The sequence below is a fragment of the Nocardiopsis potens DSM 45234 genome, from assembly GCF_000341105.1.
Lineage (GTDB): Bacteria > Actinomycetota > Actinomycetes > Streptosporangiales > Streptosporangiaceae > Nocardiopsis_A > Nocardiopsis_A potens.
Window position 1 is genome coordinate 12551 of sequence record NZ_ANBB01000037.1, and the last position, 21319, is coordinate 33869.

A 21319-nucleotide genomic window follows, 5' to 3' on the forward strand; every position below is an offset into this window, starting at 1 on the left:
AAACCCAGTTGACTTCTCCCGGCCCTCGGAGCGCGCGCAGCGTGCTCCTGCTCGCCCACACCGGGCGGCGGGCGGCCATGCGCAGCGCGCAGCTGGTGCACCGCAGCCTCACCGAGGCGGGGCTGGTGGTCCGGATGCTGGAAAGCGAGGCCGACGACCTCAAGCGCGCCGGGTTCGAGCTGGACCCGGTGGAGCGGGTGCGCGGCCCGGAGGCGGCCGAGGGCGCCGAGCTGGTGATGGTGCTCGGCGGCGACGGCACGCTGCTGCGCGCCGCGGAGATCGCCCGCCCGGCCGGCGCGCCGCTGCTCGGCATCAATCTGGGCCACGTCGGATTCCTCGCCGAGGCGGAGCGGGAGGACCTGAGCGCCACGGTGCACAGCGTGGTCGAGCGCCGCTACATCGTCGAGGAGCGGATGACGCTGGACGTCGCGGTGTACAACGGCGGGCGGTGCGACGGCGCCCCGCCGGTGCGCACCTGGGCGCTGAACGAGGCGACGCTGGAGAAGGCGACCGCCCGGCGGATGCTCGACACGGTGCTGGAGATCGACGGGCGGCCGCTGTCCCGGTGGGGCTGCGACGGTGTGGTGTGCGCCACGCCGACCGGGTCCACGGCGCACGCGTTCTCGGCCGGCGGGCCGATCGTGTGGCCGGAAGTGGAGGCGCTGCTGGTCGCGCCGATCGGGGCGCACGCCCTGTTCGCGCGGCCGGTCGTGGTCTCCCCGGACTCGGTGATCGCCTTCGAGATCGTCCCGGACACCCCCGAAGGCGTGCTCTGGTGCGATGGACGCCGTATGGTCGAATTGCCCGCGGGGGCGCGCATCGAGGTGACGCGCGGAGACGTGCCGGTCAGGCTGGCGCGCCTGCAGCGGGCGCCGTTCACCGATCGGCTGGTCGCCAAGTTCGGCCTGCCGGTCGCAGGGTGGCGGGGGCGCGCCGAGCGCGACCTGTGACCGGGACGGCGGACGGATCCGCGCGAGCGGCACCACGACTGGAAGCAGGAGAGGGTTCGGTGCTCGAAGAAGTCCGCATCCGGGGTCTGGGCGTCATCGACGACGCGGTTCTGGAGCTTTCCCCCGGGTTCACCGCGGTCACCGGCGAGACCGGTGCGGGCAAGACCATGGTGGTGACCGGCCTGGGGCTGCTGTTCGGCGGCCGGGCCGACCCGCAGCGGGTCCGCCCCGGCGCGGGCCGCGCCCTGGTGGAGGGGCGGCTGGCCGTCCCCGAGGGCGGCAGGGTGGCCGAGCGGGTCGCCGAGGCCGGCGGCGAGCTCGACGACGGCGTGCTGATCATGAACCGGTCGGTCTCCGCCGAGGGGCGGTCCCGGGCGACGCTGGGCGGCCGGTCGGCGCCGGTGAGCCTGCTGGCCTACCTCGCCGACGACCTGGTGGCCGTGCACGGCCAGTCCGACCAGCAGCGGCTGCTCCGCGCCGAGCGGCAGCGCGCCTCGCTGGACCGCTATGCCGGCCCGGACCTGGCCCGGGCGCTGGGCGCCTACACCGCCGCCTACCGGCGGCACCGCGAGGTCGCCGAGGAGCTGGCCGAGATCACCGAGCGCGCCCGGGAGCGCGCCCAGGAGGCCGACCTGCTCCGCTTCGGCCTGGAGGAGATCAACGCCGCCGAGCCGGTGTCCGGGGAGGACGCCGAGCTGCTGGCCGAGGACACCCGGCTGTCGCACGCCGACGCGCTGCGCGTCGCCGCGACCACCGCGCACGAGGCGCTGACCGGCGACCCGGCCGCGGAGGTGCAGGCCGACGCGGTGGGGCTGCTGGCGGCGGCGCGGCAGGCGCTGTCGGCGGTGCGCGAGCACGACGCGTCGCTGGCCGCGGTCGCCGACCGGTTGGACGAGATCTCCTACCTGCTCGGCGACGCGGCGACCGAGATCGCCTCCTACGCCGGGTCGGTGGAGGCCGACCCGGCGCGGCTGGCGGCGGTCCAGGAGCGCCGGGCGCTGCTCGGACAGCTGTGCCGCAAGTACGGCGAGACCGTGGACGACGTGCTGGCGTGGGCGGAGAACGCGGCCAAGCGCCTGGCGGAGCTGGACGGCGACGACGACCGGGGCGAGGCGCTCCGCGCCGAGCAGGCCGACCTGGCCGAGACCATGGACGGCCTCGCCGCCGAGCTGACCGGGCTGCGCACCGCGGCCGCGGAGCGGTTCGGCGCGGCGGTCACCGCCGAGCTGACCGAGCTGGCCATGCCGCACGCCCGGGTGGAGGTGCGGGTCACCACCGGCGAGGAGTTCGGCCCGAACGGCCGGGACGACATCGAGCTGCTGATGGCGCCGCACCCGGGGTCGCCGGCGCTGGCGCTGCACAAGGGCGCCTCCGGCGGTGAGCTGTCCCGGGTGATGCTCGCGATCGAGGTGGTCTTCGCCGGCGCGGACCCGGTGCCGACCTTCGTCTTCGACGAGGTCGACGCGGGCGTGGGCGGCAAGGCCGCGGTGGAGATCGGCCGCCGGCTGGCCCGGCTGGCGCGCAACTCCCAGGTCATCGTGGTGACCCACCTTCCGCAGGTGGCGGCGTTCGCCGACAACCACCTGGTGGTGCGCAAATCGCAGGAGGGCACGGTGACCGAGAGCGGGGTGACCCGGCTGGACCGGGCGGCCCGGGCCCGGGAGCTGTCCCGGATGCTGGCCGGCCTGGAGGACTCCGAGCTGGGCCGGGCGCACGCCGAGGAGCTGCTCTCGATGGCCGAGCGGGACCGGGTCGGATGAGGCGTTCCGGACAGCGGATTCCATAACGGTGTGAACACGCCGGGCGACGCAGTGTTATGCCGATTGCCGGGGGCCCTCTGGCAAGATGCGAGCAATGAAGGTCCCGGAGGCGCTCGGCGCCCGACTCGTCCGGTTCCGCCGCCCCAGGGGCGACGGGCCGTCCGGCATGACCGCACCGGTCCGCGCGGACCGGCGCACCAAGAACCTCACCAAGCGCCTCAGACCCGGTGACATCGCGGTCATCGACCACGTCGACCTGGACCGGGTCAGCGCCGAGGCGCTGGTCGGCTGCGGTGTCGCCGCGGTGCTCAACGTCGCCACCGGGATCAGCGGGCGCTACCCCAACCTCGGCCCGCAGCTGCTGGTGGAGGCGGGCATCCCGCTGGTCGACGAGGTCGACCCGGAGGTCTTCGCGCGGGTGCGCGAGGGCGAGGTGCTGCGCCTGGACGGCGGCACCCTGTTCCGCGGCGACCGGGTGGTGGCCACCGGCGCGGTGCAGGACGAGGAGTCCGTCGCGGAGGCGATGGAGGCGGCGCGCGCCGGGCTGTCGGTGCAGCTGGAGGCGTTCGCCGCGAACACCATGGAGTACCTCAAGCGGGAGCGCGCGCTGCTGCTGGACGGGGTCGGGGTGCCGCGGATCGCCACCCCGATCGAGGGCCGGCACGTGCTGATCGTGGTGCGCGGCTACCACTACCGGGAGGACATCGCGGCGCTGCGGTCCTACATCCGGGAGTACCGGCCGGTGATGATCGGGGTGGACGGCGGCGCGGACGCCCTGGTGGAGGCCGGGTACCGGCCGGACATCATCGTCGGCGACTTCGACTCGGTCTCCGACCGGGTGCTGGCCTGCCAGGCCGAGCTGGTGGTGCACGCCTACCGGGACGGCCGCGCCCCGGGCCTCAAGCGCCTGACCGACCTGGGCTACGACGCGGTGGTCTTCCCCGCGACCGGGACCAGCGAGGACGTCGCGATGATGCTGGCCGACGACGCGGGGGCCTCGCTCATCGTCGCCGTGGGCACCCACGCCACCCTGGAGGAGTTCCTCGACAAGGGGCGGGCCGGCATGGCCAGCACCTTCCTCACCCGGCTGCGGGTCGGCGGCAAGCTGGTGGACGCCAAGGGCGTGAGCCGGCTCTACCGCAGCCGGATCTCGCCCTGGTCGCTGCTGGGGCTGGTGGCGGCCTCGCTGATCACCGTCGTGGCCGCGCTGTGGAGCTCCCCGGCCGGCCAGGTCTTCCTCACCGGCGCGGCGGCGCGCTGGGACACGTTCCTCTACTGGCTGACGGGGTTGTTCACGTGATCGACTTCCGCTACCACCTGGTGTCCATCGTCGCGGTGTTCCTGGCCCTGGCCGTCGGCCTGGTGCTGGGCACCACCATGCTGCAGGACCCCCTCCTCGACACCTTGAAGTCGGAGACCGGCGAGCTGCGGGAGCAGAGCGACCGGCTGCGCGCGGACAAGGAGGGCTCCGAGGCGTTCGGCGAGGGCGCCGACCAGATGACCGCCGCGCTCGCCGAGGACGTCCTGGACGGGCGGCTGGACGGCGAGGACGTGGTCGTCGTCTCCTCGCCCGGGACCGACGAGGCGCTGCGCGAGGGGATGGAGCAGCGGATCGAGCAGGCCGGCGGGTCGGTGGAGGGCCGGATCGCCTTCACCGACACCTACCTGGACACCTCCCGCTCGGCCTTCGTCGACGAGCTCACCGAGCAGCTCGCCGAGGGGGTCGAGCCGTCCGGCGAGGGCCCCTACGAGCGGGCCGGGTCGCTGCTGGCCGCGGCGGTCTCCGCGGAGCGCGCGGAGAAGGACGCCGAGGAGGAGGGCGGGAAGAAGGGCGGCTTCGACGCGGAGACGGTGCTGGCCGGGTTCGCCGAGGCCGACCTGCTCGCCGTCGAGGGCGACCCGGCCGGCGCCGCCGACATCGCGGTGGTGCTCGCCCCGGCGGCGCCGTTCCCCGGCGGCGGCGAGCACGCCGACGACCACCCGCCCGGCAACGGGGTCATGACCGCGCTGCTGCGGGCGTTCAACGGCGGCGGCACCGAGAACGGCGCGATCCTGGTCGGCGCGGCCCGCGCCGCGGACCCGGGCGGGGTCATCGCGCACGCCCGCGCCGAGAAGGCCCGCTACACCACCGTGGACGCGGCCGGCCGGCCCGCCGGCGACGTGGCGGCGGTGCTCGCGCTGGCCGCCGCGGCCGACGGCGACACCGGGCACTTCGGCATCGGCGAGGGCGCGGAGTCCTTCGTCCCCGACCCGCTGCCCGCCTCCCGGGCCTCAGAAGAGGCCGGGGAGGACGGGGAGGGCGCCTCCGGAGCCGAATCCGAGCGCCGGTCCCCGCCGGAGGGGCGGCCGTGACCAACCCCTGAACCTCGAAAGCGAGTCCCCCTATGCCGTTCACAGCCACCGGGTGGAAGGGCGCCGCCGTCGGTGCGGCGGTGGGCGCCGCGGCCGCCCGGGCGGCCTACGCGCTGCCCGAGCGGGGCCCCGGCCCCGGCGCGGCCGGCGGCGTGTTCCGCGTCGCCGAGCACGCCCGGGACGTGTGGTCGCGCACCAACTTCCGCGGCGAGGAGGTGACCCTGCTGGAGGGCCCCGCGGTGGCGGCCGGCACCTGCGCGGGCATCCTCGCCGCCCCCGGGCTGGCCCCGCGGGTGCGCGCCTCGGCGCTGGCCGCGACGGCCGGCGCCGCGGCGTTCGGCTGCTACGACGACCTGTCCGGCGGGGCCGGGGCGCGCGGGTTCCGCGGCCACCTCGCGGCGCTGGCCCGCGGCGAGGTGACCACCGGCGCGGTCAAGATCGCCGGGATCGGCGGCACCGGGCTGGCCGCGGCCGCGGTGCTCGGCCGGCGCCCGCTGGACGTGCTGGTCGACGGCGCGCTGATCGCCGGGACCGCCAACCTGCTCAACCTGTTCGACCTGCGCCCGGGGCGGGCCGCGAAGGTGGCGCTGGCGGCCGGCGCGGCCGGGCTGGCCGGCCCCGCGGCCGGCGCGGTGGGCGCGATGTGCGGGGCGACGGCCGCGCTGGTCGGCGAGGACCTGGGGGAGCGGGCGATGCTCGGCGACGCCGGGGCCAACGCGATGGGCGCGCTGCTGGGCGCGGCCGCCGCGGCGTCGCTGCCCCGCCCGGCCCGGCTGGCGCTGCTGGCCGGGGTGGCGGGGCTCACCGCGGCCAGCGAGTACGTGAGCTTCTCCAAGGTGATCGCGGGCAACCGGGTGCTGCGCCGGATCGACGAGGCGGGGCGGCGCTGACGGTGGGCCCGCTCCGCCTGGGTGCGGGGGTCGCGGGGGCCGCCGCGCTGATCGCCGCGGTGACCGGGCTGGCGCGGCTGGCCGGGTTCGGCCGCACCGTGGTGTTCTCCCAGACCGTCGGCGACACCTGCACCGGCACCGCCTACGTCACCGCCAACCAGCTGCCCACCGTGCTGTTCGAGATCGCCATCGGCGGCGCGCTGGCCGGCGCGGTGGTGCCGCTGCTGGCGCCGGCGGCGGCCCGCGGCGACACCGAGCGGGTCCGGGAGACCGCTTCGGCCCTGGTCACCTGGGTGGTGCTGGTCTCGGTCCCGCTGGCGCTGCTGCTGGCGGCCGCCGCCGGGCCGGCGATGGCGCTGATGCTGGGCGGCGCGGCCGGCTGCGACCGGGACGAGGTGCTGGGCCTGGCCGTGCGGTTCCTGGTGGTGTTCGCGCCGCAGATCGTGTTCTACGGGCTGGCGGCGGTGCTGTACGGGGTCCTCCAGGCGCACCGGAGGTTCCTCGCCCCGGCGCTGGCCCCGCTGGTGTCGAGCCTGGTGGTGGCGGCGGCCTACGTCGCCTTCGTGCCGCTGGGCGGGGAGGGGCGGGGCGACCCCGGCCGGCTGGGCGCGGCGGCCGAGCTCACCCTGTCGGCGGGCACCACGGTGGGGGTGGCGGCGCTGTTCGCCACCGCGCTGGTGCCGGCGCTCCGGCTCCGGCTGGGGCTGCGGCCCCGGCTGTCCTTCCCCGAGGGGGAGGGGCGCCGGGCCCGGTCGCTGGCGGCGGCCGCGCTGCTGCCGCTGGTGGCGATGCAGCTGGCGCTGCTGCTCTCGGTGGCCCTGGCCAACTGGGGCGGGGGCGCCGGGGCGGCGGTGCTGTACAGCTACGCCTGGGCGCTGTTCACCCTGCCCTACGGGGTGATCGCGGTGCCCATCGCGACCAGCGCGTTCACCGCGCTGGCGGTGCGCCACGGGGAGGGCGACGCGGCCGGGTTCGCCGGGGTGCTGGCGGCGGGCGCGCGGGTGTGCACGGTGGTCACCGCTGGGCTGGCGGCGGCGCTGGCGGCCGCGGCCGGGCCGGTCGCCGGGCTGCTCGCGGCCGCCGACCCGGAGCCGCTGGCCCGGGCGCTGCCGGTGTACGCGCTGGGCATCGTCGGGTTCGGGCTGGTGGCGCTGTTCAGCCGGGCGCTGTACGCCTCCGGGCGGGGCCGGGAGGCGGCGGCGGCCCAGGTCGCGGGCTGGGTGGTGGTGATGGCGGCGGCGTCGGCGCTGGTGGCGGCGGTGCCCCGGGGGTGGGCGGTGGCCGGGCTGGGGGCCGGGGCGGCGGCCGGCCTGACCCTGGCGGCGGTGCTGCTCGGCGCGGCGGTGCGGGCCGCGCACGGCGGGCCGGCGCTGGCCGGGCTGGGCCGCTCGCTGCTGGCCGCCGCGGTCGGCGCGGCGGCGGCCTGGCCGGCGGGTGCCCGGGCGGCCGACGCGGTGCACGGGTGGGCGGGCGCCGGGACCGGTGCCGGCCTGGCCGCGGCGGGGGCGGCGGGCGCGGTGGCACTGCTGGTGTTCGGCGCGGCGGCGCTGCTCATCGACGGCGGGACGGTCCGCTCCGCCCCGGCCCGGCTGCGCCGCTCCGGCCGGGCGGAGGCGGACCGGGAGGACGGGGAAGAGCGGTGACGGAGACCGGCGCGCACGCGGCCCCGGGGCGGAGGGCGCGGCGGGGTCGGAGGGGCGCACGAGGAGGAAGGGGCCACGGGGGTGGACGGGATGCGGATCGCGCTGGTGCTGGGCACGAGCAGCGGAGGGGTCGGCGGCCATGTGCGGTCGGTCGCCGCCGGGCTGGCGGAGCGGGGCCACCGGGTGGCGGTGCTGGGGCCGGAGGGCACCGGCGAGCGGTTCGGCTTCGCGGCGGCGGGGGCGCGGTTCGCCCCGGTCGACGTCGGCGCCGAGCCCCGGCCGGTGCGCGACCTGGCCGCGGCGGCGCGGCTCGGCGGGATGCTGCGCGGGGCCGACGCGGTGCACGCGCACGGGGTGCGGGCGGGGGCGCTGTGCGCGCTGTCCGGGGCGCGCCCCCTGGTGGTGACGGTGCACAACGCCCCGCCGCAGGCGAGCGGGGCCCGGGCGCTGGCCTACCCGGCGCTGGAGCGCGCGGTCGCGCTCCGCGCGGACGCGGTGCTCGGGGTCTCCCGGGACCTGGTCCGGCGGATGGAGGCGCTGGGCGCGCGCGGCACCGGCCTGGCGGTGGTGGCCGCCCCGCCGCTGCCCGAGCCGCGCCGTCCGCGCGCGCGGGTCCGCGCCGAGCTGGGCGCCGCGCCGGGCCGGCCGCTGCTGCTGACCGTGGCGCGGCTGGCCGGGCAGAAGGGGCTGGACGTGCTGCTGGAGGCGGCGGAGGAACTGGGGGCGCGTGCGCCCGCGCCGCTGTTCGCGGTGGCCGGAGGCGGCCCGCTGCGCGGCCCGCTGCAGGAGCGGATCGACGCCGCCGGGCTGCCGGTGCGGCTGCTCGGGCACCGGGGCGATGTGTCCGAGCTGCTCGCCGCCGCCGACGCGTTCGTGCTGCCGAGCCGGTGGGAGGGGCCGTCCCTGGTGGTGATGGAGGCGCTGCGCGCCGGGCTGCCGGTGGTGGCGTCCCGGGTGGGCGGGATCGCCGACCTGTACCGGGATTCGGCGCTGCTGGTGCCGCCGGGGGACGCCGCGGAGCTGGCCCGCGCGGTGCGCAGGGTGCTGGACGAGCCGGGCCTGGCCGAGCGGCTGTCCGCGGCCGCTCCGGCGGCGGCCGCCGCGCTGCCCGGCGAGTCGGACGCGGTGGACCAGCTGGAGCGGGTGTACCGTTCGGTCGCGGACTGTGACCGGGCGAACGCTGCAGGGTGTTCACGGAACTCGGATTAGATGGCATCATTGTGCTCGGGCCTTCTGGCCCGACGTGAGGGGAGTATCCCTAAACCCAACGGCGGTGTCGTCATCACGGTTCGCAATGGCGCGAGCCCGGTGCCGCCGGTCCCGGTACGGTCCTGTGCGGACCCGCGCCCCCGGGGCGGGAGAGACCTCCGGTCGCACGGCATGCCCGGTTATTCCCGGACACCCCGAACCGGAGGAGCGGTACTTCCATGGACATTCCCATGTGGGTCTGGCTGGCCACGATCGGATCGATGATCGCGATCCTCGCCATCGACCTGGCCATCGTCGACCACCCGTGGAGCAAGAAGAGCGGGCCCAAAGAGTTCGGCATGAAGCAGGCGGCCTGGTGGGCCGCCTTCTACGTGGGCATCGCGATCCTCTTCGGGCTCGGCCTGTGGTACTTCGGCGGTTCGACGGTGGCGGGGGAGTACTTCGCCGGCTTCCTCACCGAGAAGAGCCTGAGCGTCGACAACCTCTTCGTCTTCTACCTGATCATGGGCTCCTTCGCGGTGCCGAAGAAGTACCAGCACGAGGTGCTCCTGGTGGGCATCGTCATCGCGCTGGTGATGCGCGGCATCTTCATCGCGATCGGCGCCCAGGCGATCAACGCCTGGAGCGAGGTCTTCTACCTCTTCGGCGCGTTCCTGATCTACACCGCGGTGAAGATCGTCCGGGACCACATGAAGCAGGACGAGGAGGAGCAGGACTACGCGAACAGCTTCGCGGTCCGGATGGTGCGCAAGGTCTGGCCGGTCGCCGACGACTACCACGGCTCCAAGCTCACGGTGAAGCTGGACGGCCGCCGCCACGTCACCCCGATGCTCATGGTCATCGTCGCGATCGGCGTGACCGACCTGGTGTTCGCGGTCGACTCGATCCCGGCGATCTTCGGCCTCACCCAGGACGCCTACATCGTCTTCACCGCCAACGCCTTCGCCCTGCTCGGCCTCCGCCAGCTCTACTTCCTGCTGGCCGGGCTGATGGACAAGCTGGTCTACATCAGCTGGGGCCTGTCGATCATCATGGCCTTCATCGGCGTGAAGATGATCCTGCACGCGCTGCACGAGAACGGCGTGCACGTCCCGGAGGTCGGCATCGCCACCTCTCTGACCGTCATCATCGGCGTGATGACCGTGACGATCGTGGCCAGCCTGATCAAGGCCCGCGCGGACAAGGGCGAGGAGGAGGTCTCGGCCGGGGCCTCCGCCGGGGAGCGGGGAGAGTAACCGCTCCGTTCGAACGGCTGTTCGTCTATAGTGGTCAGTGCGCCCGCGCGGAAGTTCTTCCGGCGCGGGCGCGTTGACCTGGACGGTCCCGGCCGCGGGTGGCGTGCCCCTAGTCTTTGAGGCCGGATCCTTGTTCTTCCCGCGTGCGCTCCGGCGCAGCGGTGCCGATCTGGCGGATGGAGCGACATGGCCGAGCAGCTGGTGATCCGAGGCGCGCGCGAGCACAACCTCAAGGACGTCTCCCTCGACCTGCCCCGCGACGCGATGATCGTGTTCACCGGGCTGTCCGGGTCGGGGAAGTCCTCGCTCGCCTTCGACACGGTCTTCGCCGAGGGGCAGCGCCGCTACGTGGAGTCGCTCTCCGCCTACGCCCGCCAGTTCCTCGGGCAGATGGACAAGCCCGATGTCGACTTCATCGAGGGGCTCTCCCCGGCGGTCTCCATCGACCAGAAGTCCACCAGCCGCAACCCGCGCTCCACCGTGGGCACCATCACCGAGGTCTACGACTACCTGCGCCTGCTGTGGTCGCGGATCGGCGTCCCGCACTGCCCCGACTGCGGCCGGGAGATCGCCCGGCAGACCCCGCAGCAGATCGTCGACCGGGTGCTGGAGCTCACCGAGGGCACCCGGTTCCAGGTGCTGGCGCCGGTGGTGCGCGGGCGCAAGGGCGAGTACCTGGAGCTCTTCAAGGACCTGCAGGCCAAGGGGTTCACCCGGGCGGTGGTGGACGGCGCCGCGGTGCGGCTGGACGAGCCCCCGGCGCTGAAGAAGCAGGAGAAGCACGACGTCTCGGTGGTGGTGGACCGGCTCACCGTCAAGGAGTCGGCGGCCAAGCGGCTCACCGACTCGGTGGAGACCGCGCTGAAGCTGGCCGGCGGCACCATCATGCTGGACTTCGTCGACCTGCCCGCCGACGACCCCGAGCGGGAGAAGGTCTTCTCCGAGCACCTCTACTGCCCCTTCGACGACCTCTCCTTCGAGGAGCTGGAGCCGCGCTCCTTCTCCTTCAACTCGCCCTACGGCGCCTGCCCGGACTGCGCCGGCCTGGGCACCCGGATGGAGGTCGACCCGGAGCTGATCGTCCCCGACCCGGAGAAGACCCTGGCCGACGGGGCGGTCTCGCCGTGGTCCGGCGGGCACGCCGCGGAGTACTTCGGCCGGCTGATGCAGGCGGTCGGCGACGCGATGGGCTTCACCCTGGACACCCCCTGGGAGCGGCTGCCGAAGAAGGCGCAGCGCGCGCTGCTGGAGGGCCACGACACCCAGGTGCACGTCAGCTACCGCAACCGGTACGGGCGCACCCGCTCCTACTACACCTCCTACGAGGGCGTCATCCCGTGGGTGAAGCGGCGCCACTCCGAGAGCGAGAGCGACTTCGGCCGGGAGCGGCTCGAAGGCTACATGCGCACCGTGCCCTGCCCGGTCTGCGCGGGCAAGCGGCTCAAGCCGGTGGTGCTCGCGGTGACCGTCGGCGGCGCCTCCATCTCCGAGGTGGCGGCGCTGCCGCTGAACGAGGCCGCCGAGTTCCTGCGCGACCTGCACCTCAGCGAGCGGGACCAGGTGATCGCCGCCCAGGTGCTCAAGGAGATCAGCGCCCGGCTCGGCTTCCTGCTCGACGTCGGCCTGGACTACCTCACCCTGGAGCGCTCCGCGGGGTCGCTCTCCGGCGGCGAGGCGCAGCGCATCCGGCTGGCCACCCAGATCGGGTCGGGCCTGGTGGGCGTCCTCTACGTGCTGGACGAGCCCTCCATCGGCCTGCACCAGCGGGACAACGCCCGGCTGCTGGACACCCTGCGCCGGCTGCGCGACATCGGCAACACCCTGATCGTGGTGGAGCACGACGAGGACACCATCCGCGCCTCGGACTGGGTGGTCGACATCGGCCCCGGCGCCGGCGAGCACGGCGGCGACGTGGTGGTCTCCGGCACCGTGCAGGAGCTGCTCGACTGCACCGGCTCGGCCACCGGCGACTACCTGTCGGGCCGCCGCCGGATCGAGGTGCCCCCGGTGCGCCGGCCCCTGGCCAAGGGGCGCGAGCTGGTGGTCAAGGGCGCCCGGGAGAACAACCTCAAGGACGTCGACGTGGCCTTCCCGCTGGGCGTGCTCACCGCGGTCACCGGGGTGTCCGGGTCGGGCAAGTCCACGCTGGTCAACGAGATCCTGTACAAGGTGCTCGCCAAGGAGCTGCAGGGCGCCCGCTCGGTGCCGGGCCGGCACACCCGGGTGAACGGGCTGAACCAGGTCGACAAGGTGGTGCACGTCGACCAGAGCCCGATCGGGCGCACCCCGCGGTCCAACCCGGCCACCTACACCGGGGTCTGGGACCACGTGCGCAAGCTCTTCGCGCAGACCCAGGAGGCCAAGGTCCGCGGGTACCAGCCGGGCCGGTTCTCGTTCAACGTCAAGGGCGGCCGGTGCGAGGCCTGCTCCGGCGACGGCACCCTCAAGATCGAGATGCAGTTCCTGCCCGACGTCTACGTGCCCTGCGAGGTCTGCCACGGGGCCCGGTTCAACCGGGAGACCCTGGACGTGCACTACAAGGGCAAGAGCATCGCCGAGGTGCTGGACATGACGATCGAGGAGGCGCTGGACTTCTTCGAGCCGATCAGCGCCATCCGCCGGCACATGCAGACCCTCAACGACGTCGGCCTGGGGTACGTGCGGCTGGGCCAGCCCGCCACCACGCTCTCCGGCGGCGAGGCGCAGCGGGTCAAGCTCGCCACCGAGCTGCAGCGCCGCTCCACCGGGCGCACCGTCTACGTGCTCGACGAGCCCACCACCGGCCTGCACTTCGAGGACATCCGCAAGCTGCTGGGCGTGCTGAACCGGCTCGCCGACGCCGGGAACACGGTGATCGTCATCGAGCACAACCTGGACGTGATCAAGACCGCCGACCACATCATCGACATGGGGCCCGAGGGCGGCTCGCGGGGCGGCATGGTCGTCGCCCAGGGCACCCCGGAGGAGGTCGCGGGCGCGGCCGAGTCGCACACCGGCCGCTACCTGGCGAAGCTGCTCTGATGGCCGGGGAGTGGGCGGTGCTGGGCCGCCGGGCCGCGGCGCGGGTGATCGACCTGGTCCTGGCGACCGGGATCAACATGCTGGTCAGCACGGGGCTGGTGGCCCTGGTCGGGCCGCCGGACACCGGGGTGCCGGCGATGGCGGCGGCCTCGGTGGCGGCGTTCGCGGTCTACGCCGGGTACGAGGCGGCGATGACCGCGGTGTACGGCGCCACCCCGGGCAAGCTGTGGCTGCGGGTGCGCCTGGTGCCCGCCGGGTCCGGCGGGCCGTCCGCGCGGCCCGGGACCGGGGCGGTGCTGCTCCGCTCGGCGGTGCTGTTCGGGTCGGTGCTGCTGGCCTACGTCCCGGTGCTCAACGTGGTGGCGCTGATGGCGGCGCTGTACGCGCTGGTCTCCTCGCTGGCCGACCGGCCCCGGCACCGGGGGCTGCAGGACCGGATCGCCCGGACGGCGGTGGAGCCGGCAGGGCCGGGCGGGTGAGCCGCCCCCTTTTCGGCGCAGGTCAAATGGGTTCTTCGGGGCGATTTTCGGTTCCGGTCCGCCCGTACTACAGTGCGTAGTAGTTTTCGGGCGCCGTGGAACGCGCCCGGTCGTGGACGTTGAGAGGAGCCGTGCATGGGCGCGGGGGGAGCGTGCGGGTGCGGGATCAGCCGCCGCCGGATGATCGGCGCCGCGGGGGCCGCGGGGGCCGCCGCGGTCGGGCTGAGCGCCTGCGGGAACGCGGAGGACAGGCCCGCGCCCCAGGACGCGGTGATGGGCACGGTGATCGCCCGGACCGATGAGGTCCCGGTCGGCGGCGGCACCGTCGTCATCAAGGGCAAGCTGGTGGTGACCCAGCCGGAGAAGGGCGACTACCGGGCCTACAGCGCGGTGTGCACGCACGCCGGCTGCACCATCCAGGAGGTGGAGGAGAACATCCACTGCCTCTGCCACGGCAGCGAGTTCGACATCGCCACCGGGGAGCCGCTGGCCGGGCCGGCCACCGAGCGGCTGGAGCGGTTCGAGGTCTCGGTGCAGGGCGGCGAGATCACCCTGGAGCGCTCGCTGGAGGACTGACCCCCCGACGGCGGCCGGGCCCCGGTCCGCCCTTCCCATCGCCCTCGGGCGGGCGGGGAGGGCGGACCGGGGCCCGGCGGCGTGCGGGGCGGGTTTCCGGCCGGGGCGGGTCAGTCCCCGCCGTCGGAGCCCCCGTCGCCGTCGCCGTCCTCGTCGCCGTGGTCCCGGCCCTCGGCGGTCTTCGGGTCGCCGAGGGAGCCGTCCGGGGCCTGCGCGTAGCGGCCGCGGACGCTCGCCGGGAGGGCCCGCGCCAGCTCGGGCGGGAGCGCCGCGCCGTTCTCCTCCGGGTCGCCGACGATCTCGGTGCGGCCCCGGGGCAGCGCCTGCGGGTAGTGCGTGCTGATGTAGGAGATCAGGTGCTCGCGCAGGTCGCAGCAGATGTCCCAGCGGGCGTCGGAGTCGGCGGTGGTCGCCACCGCGCGCAGCTCCACCAGGCCGCCCTCCAGGATGTCGGTGGCCTGCAGGGACCAGCGCCGGCCGTCCCAGAGCGGGTGCGCGGTGATGAAGTCGCCCACCGCGGTGCGCAGCTCCTCGATCGGCACCTCCCAGTCGACCCGGATCATCACCGAGCCGGTGATCGAGGTGCCCTGCTTGGTCCAGTTCTCGAACGAGGTGGTGGTGAACTGGGACACCGGGATCACCAGCCGCCGCTCGTCCCAGAGCCGCAGGGTCACCGTGGTCAGGCTCAGCTCCTCGACCCGGCCCCACTCGCCGTCGAACACGACGATGTCGTTGATCCGCAGCGCGTCGCCGAAGGTGAGCTGCAGGCCGGCGAAGAGGTTGCCCAGGGTGGACTGGGCGGCGATGCCGGCCACGATGCCGATCAGGCCCGCGGAGGTGAGCAGCCCGGCGCCGAGCGGGCGGACCGCGTCGAAGGTGAACAGCACCGCGGCGGTGGCGATCACCACGATGACCCCGGTGATGATCCGGCGCATCAGCCGCACCTGGGTCTGCAGCCGCCGGGACCGGCGGTCGGCGTCGCCGTTGCTCACCGCCAGCCGGGCCAGCACCCCGTCGGTGATGGCGTAGGCGACCGAGGTGGCCAGCCAGGTCAGCCCGATGATCATCAGGATCTCGAGGGCGTGCAGCAGCGGGGCGTACAGGGAGGTGTCCTCCATCTCGCCCCGGGAGGGAAGCGAGATGTTGACGCCCACCGCGGCCGCGGCGACATAGGCGGAGACGCGGCACCGGGCCACCAGGTACCGCGCCATCCCCCACACCTTGGACAGCTGGTGCGTCAGCAGCCAGTGCGCGATGCTGACCAGCCCCATGGCGATGAGGACGGAGACCAGTATCCCGGTCCACTGCAAGAGGTCCACGGAAGAGTTCCCTTTCAGGCGTCATCGGTTACCCGCACAACCTAGGACATCCGGATACCGAATCGTGACATTCCGGTGGGAACGCGGGTGCGGCGGAGCACACGATCGGCCGTCCGCTGGCCGTCCGTCGGCGGGGGCGACCACAATGGAAGCATGACGGCGCAACCCCACCTCCGCCCCCGCCCGGGATCGATCCCGACCTCGCCCGGGGTGTACCGCTTCCGCGACGAGCACGGCCGCGTCATCTACGTGGGCAAGGCGAAGAACCTGCGGGCCCGGCTCTCCTCCTACTTCCAGGACTTCGCCGGGCTGCACCCGCGCACCCAGACGATGGTCTCCACCGCCGCGGACGTGGACTGGACCGTGGTGGGCACCGAGGTGGAGGCGCTCCAGCTGGAGTACTCCTGGATCAAGGAGTACGACCCGCGCTTCAACGTCAAGTACCGGGACGACAAGAGCTACCCCTACCTCGCCGTCACCATGAACGAGGAGTTCCCCCGGGTGCAGGTGATGCGCGGCGCCAAGCGCAAGGGGGTGCGCTACTTCGGCCCCTACGGGCACGCCTGGGCCATCCGGGAGACGGTCGACCTGCTGCTCCGGGTCTTCCCGGTGCGCACCTGCTCGGCCGGGGTGTTCCGCAGCGCGCGCAACAGCGGGCGGCCCTGCCTGCTCGGCTACATCGGCAAGTGCTCGGCCCCGTGCACCGGGAAGGTGGACGCCGAGGAGCACCGGGCGCTGGCCGAGGACTTCTGCTCGTTCATGGCCGGCGACACCGGCCGGTTCATCCGGGCCCTGGAGCGCTCCATGCGCACCGCCGCCGAGGAGCAGGAGTACGAGCGGGCCGCGCGGATCCGGGACGACATCGAGGCGCTGCGCACCGCCCTGGAGAAGCAGTCGGTGGTGCTGGGCGACTCCACCGACTGCGACGTGATCGCCGTCGCCGAGGACCAGCTGGAGGCCGCGGTCCAGGTGTTCTACGTGCGCGGCGGGCGGATCCGCGGGCAGCGCGGCTGGGTGGTGGACAAGGTCGAGGACGTCGGCACCGGGGGGCTGGTGGAGCGGTTCCTGGCCCGGCTGTACGGGGAGGGGGCAGACGCGGCGGCGGTCCCGCGCGAGGTGCTGGTCTCGACGGAGCCCGACGACCCGGAGGCGGTGGCCGAGTGGCTCGCGGAGCGCCGCGGCTCCCGGGTCGACCTGCGCGTCCCGCAGCGCGGCGACAAGAGGTCCCTGCTGGAGACGGTGGCCAAGAACGCCGAGCAGGCGCTGGCCCGGCACCGCACCCAGCGGGCCGGTGACCTGACCACCCGCAGCCGGGCGCTGCAGGAGGTCCAGGAGGCCCTGGACCTGCCCGAGGCGCCGCTGCGGATCGAGTGCTTCGACATCTCCAACCTGATGGGCGAGCACGTGGTGGCCTCGATGGTGGTCTTCGAGGACGGCCTGGCCCGCAAGTCGGAGTACCGCCGGTTCAGCGTCCGCGGGCTGAGCAAGGGCGACCGGGAGCAGAACGACGTCGCCTCCATGCACGAGGTGGTGCACCGCCGGTTCTCCCGCTACCTGGAGGAGAGCAGCAAGGCCGGCGAGCTGGCCGTGATGGGGGAGAACGCGGGGGAACGGGAGGGGGAACATGGGGCGTCCCGTCCCGGGAGGTTCGCCTACCCGCCTAACCTGGTGGTGGTGGACGGCGGCCGCCCCCAGGTGGAGGCGGCCCGGCGCGCGCTGGACGAGCTCGGCATCGACGACATCGCGGTGTGCGGGCTGGCCAAGCGGCTGGAGGAGGTCTGGCTCCCCGACGAGGAGGACCCGGTCATCCTGCCGCGCACCGGCGAGGGGCTGTACCTGCTGCAGCGGGTGCGCGACGAGGCGCACCGCTTCGCCATCGCCTACCACCGGCAGAAGCGGGCCAAGGCGCTCACCGGCAGCGTCCTGGACGAGGTGCCGGGGCTCGGCCCGGCGCGGCGGACGGCGCTGCTGAAGCACTTCGGCTCGGTGCGCCGGCTGTCCGAGGCGACGGCCGAGCAGATCGCGGAGGTCCCGGGGATCGGCGCGGGCATCGCGGAGGCGGTGCACGCGCGGCTGAGCGGAACCGAAGGGCGCAACGATGGGGGATGACGGGATGGCCGAGAGCGGACCGGCGGAGGGCCTGGGCGGGGAGCTCCCGCCGGAGATCGTGATCGTCACCGGGATGTCCGGTGCGGGCCGCAGCACGGCGGCCCGGGCGCTGGAGGACCTCGACTGGTTCGTGGTGGACAACCTCCCGCCGGGGCTGCTGCCGACCATGATCGACCTGGCCGGGCGGACCAGGGGGGCGGTGGCGCGGGTCGCCGCGGTGGTGGACGTGCGCAGCATGGCCTTCACCGAGGACCTGCTCTCCACCGTGGAGGAGCTGCGCGGGCGGGGGATCACCGCGCGGGTGGTGTTCCTGGAGGCCGGCGACGAGACGCTGGTGCGCCGGTTCGAGAGCGTGCGCCGCCCGCACCCGCTGCAGGGCGAGGGGCTGCTCACCGACGGCATCGCCCGGGAGCGGGAGACGCTGCGCGCCGTCCGCGGCGAGGCCGACCTGGTGATCGACACCTCCCAGCTCAACGTGCACCAGCTCAAGGCGAAGGTGATCGGCTTCTTCGGCGACTCCGAGGAGGTCCGCACCCGGGCCAACGTGGTCTCCTTCGGGTTCAAGCACGGCCTGCCGGTCGACGCCGACCTGGTGCTGGACTGCCGGTTCCTGCCCAACCCGCACTGGGTGCCCGAGCTGCGCCCGATGACCGGCCGGGACGAGCCGGTCCGCGACTACGTGCTGGCGCAGAACGGCGCCAAGGAGATGCTGGACGCCTACACCGAGGTGCTGCGCCTGCTGATCGCCGGCTACCAGCGGGAGGGCAAGCACTACATGACGCTGGCGGTGGGCTGCACCGGAGGCCGGCACCGCAGCGTCGCGATGGCGGAGCGGTTCGGCGAGAAGCTCCGCGAGGAGGGCGTCGAGGTGCACGTGGCCCACCGGGACGTGGGCCGGGAGTGACCCGGGCCGCCGGGCGCCGGCGGCGGATCGCGCACGGGCCGCGGGGTACCTACCATTGGCCCGACCGTCCGCCGCTGCCGTCGCAGGGGCGGTCCGTACGGCGTAGTCGGTAGGCGGGATCGGATGGCTGTGGATTCAGGTGGCGTGTCGGCCGGGGCGCGGATCGCACCGGAGGACGAGGAACTGCCGCCCCGGGTGGTCGCGCTCGGCGGGGGGCACGGCCTGTCCGCGTCGCTGCGCGCGCTGCGCCGCGTCACCACCGACGTCACGGCGGTGGTCACCGTCGCCGACGACGGGGGCTCCAGCGGCCGGCTGCGCGACGAGTTCGGCATCCTCCCGCCGGGGGACCTGCGGATGGCGCTGGCGGCGCTCTGCGGCGACGACGAGTGGGGCCACACCTGGAGCGAGGTGATCCAGCACCGCTTCCGCAGCGACGGCGAGCTGCACGGGCACGCGGTGGGCAACCTGCTCATCGCGGCGCTGTGGCAGCTGCTCGGCGACTCGGTGGCCGGGCTGGACTGGGTGGGCCAGCTGCTCGGCGCGCACGGCCGGGTGCTGCCGATGTCCTCGGTGCCGCTGGACATCGCGGCCGAGGTGCAGGGCGCCGACCCGGCCCGGCCGGACGAGGTCACCACGGTGCGCGGGCAGGTCGCCTGCGCCAGCACCGGGGGGCGGGTCCGGTCGATCTCGCTGCTGCCCGCCGACCCGCCGGCCTGCCCGCAGGCGGTCAAGGCGGTGCACGAGGCCGACTGGGTGGTGTTCGGCCCGGGCTCCTGGTTCACCAGCGTGCTGCCGCACCTGCTGGTGCCGGAGCTGGCCACGGCCCTGGTGGAGACGGACGCGCGCCGGGTGGTGGCGCTCAACCTGTCCCCGCAGCGCGGCGAGACCGACGGGTTCAGCCCCGAGACCTACCTGAGCGTCCTGGAGGAGCACGCCCCCGGGCTGGGGGTGGACGTGGTGCTGGCCGACCGGGGCGTGGTGGACGACCCCGGCCCGCTGCGCGCGGCCGCCGAGCGGCTCGGCGGCGAGCTGGTGCTGGGCGACGTCGCGGAGGCCGAGGGGTCGGCCAAGCACGACCCGGACCGGCTCGCCGGCGTGTTCGACCGGATCTTCCGCGGCTGAGCCGCGGGCCTGTGCCAGGCTGGTGCGGTGAGCGGCGACATCGTGCTGATGCGGGTGCGCGACGCGCTGGCCGACCCGCCGGAGCGGGGCGCGGTGTTCCTGGTGGACCGGCTGTGGCCGCGCGGGGTGCGCAAGGACGCGCTGCGCCTGGACGGCTGGCTGAAGGACGCGGCGCCCAGCACGGAGCTGCGCCGGTGGTTCGGCCACGACCCGGAGCGCTGGGAGGCGTTCGCCGAGCGGTACCGCCGGGAGCTGGCCGCCCGGCCGGAGGCGCTCCGCCCGGTGCTGGACGCGCTGGCCGAGGGGCCGGTGGTGCTGCTGTACGCGGCCCGGGACACCGAGCACAACCAGGCGGTGGTCCTGCGCGGGGTGCTGGAACGCGCACAGGGCCGGTGACACGCGGCGGTTGGCGTGGCCGGGCGCCCCAGGGCGAGTAGTCTGCCTGTTCAGGGGAGTCGACCATCCAGGGGGAGGACCGCGACCATGGCGATGACCGGCGTGGTGAAGGACGAGTTGAGCCGGCTGACCGTTCTCAAGCCATGCTGCCGGAAGGCCGAGGTCTCCACGATCCTGCGGTTCACCGGCGGTCTGCACCTGGTGGGCGGGCGCATCGTCATCGAGGCGGAGCTGGATACCGGGGCGGCGGCGCGCCGCCTCCGCAAGGACGTCTCCGAGGTGTTCGGGCACGAGTCCGAGGTGGTCGTGCTGGCGCCGAGCGGGCTGCGCAAGGGCAACCGCTACGTGGTCCGGGTGATCAAGGACGGGGAGAGCCTGGCCCGGCAGACCGGGCTGATCGACGGCAACGGCCGCCCGGTGCGCGGCCTGCCCCGGCACGTGGTGGCGGGCGGCGCCTGCGACTCGGAGTCGGCCTGGCGGGGCGCGTTCATCGCGCACGGCTCGCTGACCGAGCCGGGCCGGTCGATGTCGCTGGAGGTGACCTGCCCCGGGCCGGAGGCGGCGCTGGCGCTGGTCGGCGCGGCGCGGCGGCTCAAGGTGCACGCCAAGGCCCGGGAGGTGCGCGGGGTGGACCGGGTGGTGGTCCGCGACGGCGACTCCATCGGCGCGCTGCTCACCCTGCTCGGCGCGCACCAGAGCGTGCTGGCCTGGGAGGAGCGGCGGATGCGGCGCGAGGTCCGCGCCACCGCCAACCGGCTGGCCAACTTCGACGACGCCAACCTGCGGCGCAGCGCCCGCGCGGCGGTGGCGGCCGGCGCCCGGGTGGAGCGGGCGCTGGAGATCCTCGGCGAGGAGGCCCCGGACCACCTGGTGGCGGCGGGCCGGCTGCGGCTGGCGCACAAGCAGGCGTCGCTGGAGGAGCTGGGGCAGCTCTCCTCGCCGCCGCTGACCAAGGACGCGATCGCCGGGCGGATCCGCCGGCTGCTCGCGATGGCCGACAAGCGCGCCTGTGACCTTGGTATCCCCGGCACCGAAGCCAACCTCACGCCGGACATGCTCGTTCCCTGAGTTGTGAATCCGTGTGAAGATTTCCGTATCGTTCCCGGTCAGGGCACATTCGGCTGGGAAGAAGTGTTAAGCCTCGGCGACCTCGGAAAACTTCGGCAAATGGTCTAGTCCTCTCCGTGCGGGCGGTGCGAAACTGGGCCGCGGCGCCCGGTCGAGCCGCCCTCCGGCGCGGGTCCGAGCCCGCGGCCGCGGACCGGGGCGGTAAGGTCGGCCGTGCCACCCCCCGGCGCAAACATCCACTGCGACCGGCAGCTTTCCGGCGGCACCGCCGGGCGCTTCGGCTCTA

Annotated in this window: 17 protein-coding genes; 16 read left to right on the plus strand and 1 reads right to left on the minus strand. The window is 74.5% G+C overall.

Annotated features, from left to right (window positions below; translation table 11 throughout):
- Nucleotides 1-8: 8 nt before the first annotated feature.
- The 11 genes from D459_RS0114045 (at nucleotide 9) to D459_RS0114095 (ending at nucleotide 14115) form a co-directional block, all read left to right on the plus strand.
- A complete protein-coding gene (locus D459_RS0114045; protein ID WP_026120378.1) occupies nucleotides 9-950 on the plus strand; it encodes an NAD kinase in 942 nt (313 codons plus the stop codon).
- Between the two features lie 59 nt (nucleotides 951-1009).
- On the plus strand, nucleotides 1010-2710 hold the full coding sequence (recN, locus tag D459_RS0114050; RefSeq protein ID WP_017593650.1) for a DNA repair protein RecN: 1701 nt from the start codon (nucleotides 1010-1012) through the stop codon (nucleotides 2708-2710).
- A gap of 94 nt (nucleotides 2711-2804) precedes the next feature.
- Nucleotides 2805-4010 (plus strand): putative cytokinetic ring protein SteA, encoded by a 1206-nt coding sequence (steA, locus tag D459_RS0114055; RefSeq protein WP_017593651.1) that lies wholly within the window; start codon nucleotides 2805-2807, stop codon nucleotides 4008-4010.
- The gene (locus tag D459_RS0114060; RefSeq protein ID WP_017593652.1) at nucleotides 4007-5062 is read left to right on the plus strand and encodes a copper transporter; all 1056 of its coding nucleotides are present in this window, start codon (nucleotides 4007-4009) and stop codon (nucleotides 5060-5062) included. The genes steA and D459_RS0114060 overlap by 4 nt, the downstream gene beginning before the upstream one ends.
- Before the next feature lie 32 nt (nucleotides 5063-5094).
- Complete coding sequence (locus tag D459_RS0114065) at nucleotides 5095-5952, plus strand: hypothetical protein (RefSeq protein ID WP_017593653.1); 858 nt, start codon at nucleotides 5095-5097, stop codon at nucleotides 5950-5952.
- 2 nt (nucleotides 5953-5954) lie between these two features.
- Nucleotides 5955-7595, plus strand: coding sequence for a lipid II flippase MurJ (locus D459_RS0114070; protein WP_017593654.1), 1641 nt, complete (start codon nucleotides 5955-5957; stop codon nucleotides 7593-7595).
- A 90-nt stretch (nucleotides 7596-7685) separates the two neighbouring features.
- Entirely contained in the window at nucleotides 7686-8804 is a 1119-nt protein-coding gene (locus D459_RS0114075) for a glycosyltransferase family 4 protein (protein WP_051065428.1), read from the plus strand.
- Nucleotides 8805-9022: 218 nt separating this feature from the next.
- Nucleotides 9023-10039 (plus strand): TerC family protein, encoded by a 1017-nt coding sequence (locus tag D459_RS0114080; protein WP_026120380.1) that lies wholly within the window; start codon nucleotides 9023-9025, stop codon nucleotides 10037-10039.
- A 186-nt stretch (nucleotides 10040-10225) separates the two neighbouring features.
- Complete coding sequence (uvrA, locus tag D459_RS0114085; protein WP_017593657.1) at nucleotides 10226-13060, plus strand: excinuclease ABC subunit UvrA; 2835 nt, start codon at nucleotides 10226-10228, stop codon at nucleotides 13058-13060.
- Nucleotides 13060-13539: an RDD family protein gene (locus D459_RS0114090; RefSeq protein ID WP_017593658.1), complete on the plus strand. Its 480-nt coding sequence runs from the start codon at nucleotides 13060-13062 to the stop codon at nucleotides 13537-13539. Before uvrA ends, D459_RS0114090 begins: the two co-directional genes overlap by 1 nt.
- Before the next feature lie 135 nt (nucleotides 13540-13674).
- Nucleotides 13675-14115 (plus strand): Rieske (2Fe-2S) protein, encoded by a 441-nt coding sequence (locus D459_RS0114095; protein ID WP_017593659.1) that lies wholly within the window; start codon nucleotides 13675-13677, stop codon nucleotides 14113-14115.
- Nucleotides 14116-14225: 110 nt separating this feature from the next.
- Here D459_RS0114095 and D459_RS0114100 read toward each other — a convergent pair whose 3' ends face one another.
- Nucleotides 14226-15434: a mechanosensitive ion channel family protein gene (locus D459_RS0114100; RefSeq protein ID WP_017593660.1), complete on the minus strand. Its 1209-nt coding sequence runs from the start codon at nucleotides 15432-15434 to the stop codon at nucleotides 14226-14228.
- A gap of 153 nt (nucleotides 15435-15587) precedes the next feature.
- Here D459_RS0114100 and uvrC point away from each other — a divergent pair, with 153 nt between their 5' ends.
- From uvrC to whiA, 5 genes are all read left to right on the plus strand, one after another.
- On the plus strand, nucleotides 15588-17543 hold the full coding sequence (uvrC, locus tag D459_RS0114105; RefSeq protein ID WP_026120383.1) for an excinuclease ABC subunit UvrC: 1956 nt from the start codon (nucleotides 15588-15590) through the stop codon (nucleotides 17541-17543).
- A 4-nt stretch (nucleotides 17544-17547) separates the two neighbouring features.
- Nucleotides 17548-18447, plus strand: a complete 900-nt coding sequence (gene rapZ, locus D459_RS0114110; RefSeq protein WP_017593662.1) for an RNase adapter RapZ — start codon at nucleotides 17548-17550, stop codon at nucleotides 18445-18447.
- Nucleotides 18448-18642: 195 nt separating this feature from the next.
- Nucleotides 18643-19569: a gluconeogenesis factor YvcK family protein gene (locus D459_RS0114115; protein ID WP_026120384.1), complete on the plus strand. Its 927-nt coding sequence runs from the start codon at nucleotides 18643-18645 to the stop codon at nucleotides 19567-19569.
- Nucleotides 19570-19596: 27 nt separating this feature from the next.
- Complete coding sequence (locus D459_RS0114120; RefSeq protein ID WP_017593664.1) at nucleotides 19597-19965, plus strand: DUF488 domain-containing protein; 369 nt, start codon at nucleotides 19597-19599, stop codon at nucleotides 19963-19965.
- A gap of 87 nt (nucleotides 19966-20052) precedes the next feature.
- Nucleotides 20053-21033 carry a DNA-binding protein WhiA gene (gene whiA / locus D459_RS0114125; protein ID WP_017593665.1) on the plus strand — a complete coding sequence of 327 codons (981 nt, stop codon included), beginning with the start codon at nucleotides 20053-20055 and terminating at the stop codon, nucleotides 21031-21033.
- Nucleotides 21034-21319 lie beyond the last annotated feature (286 nt).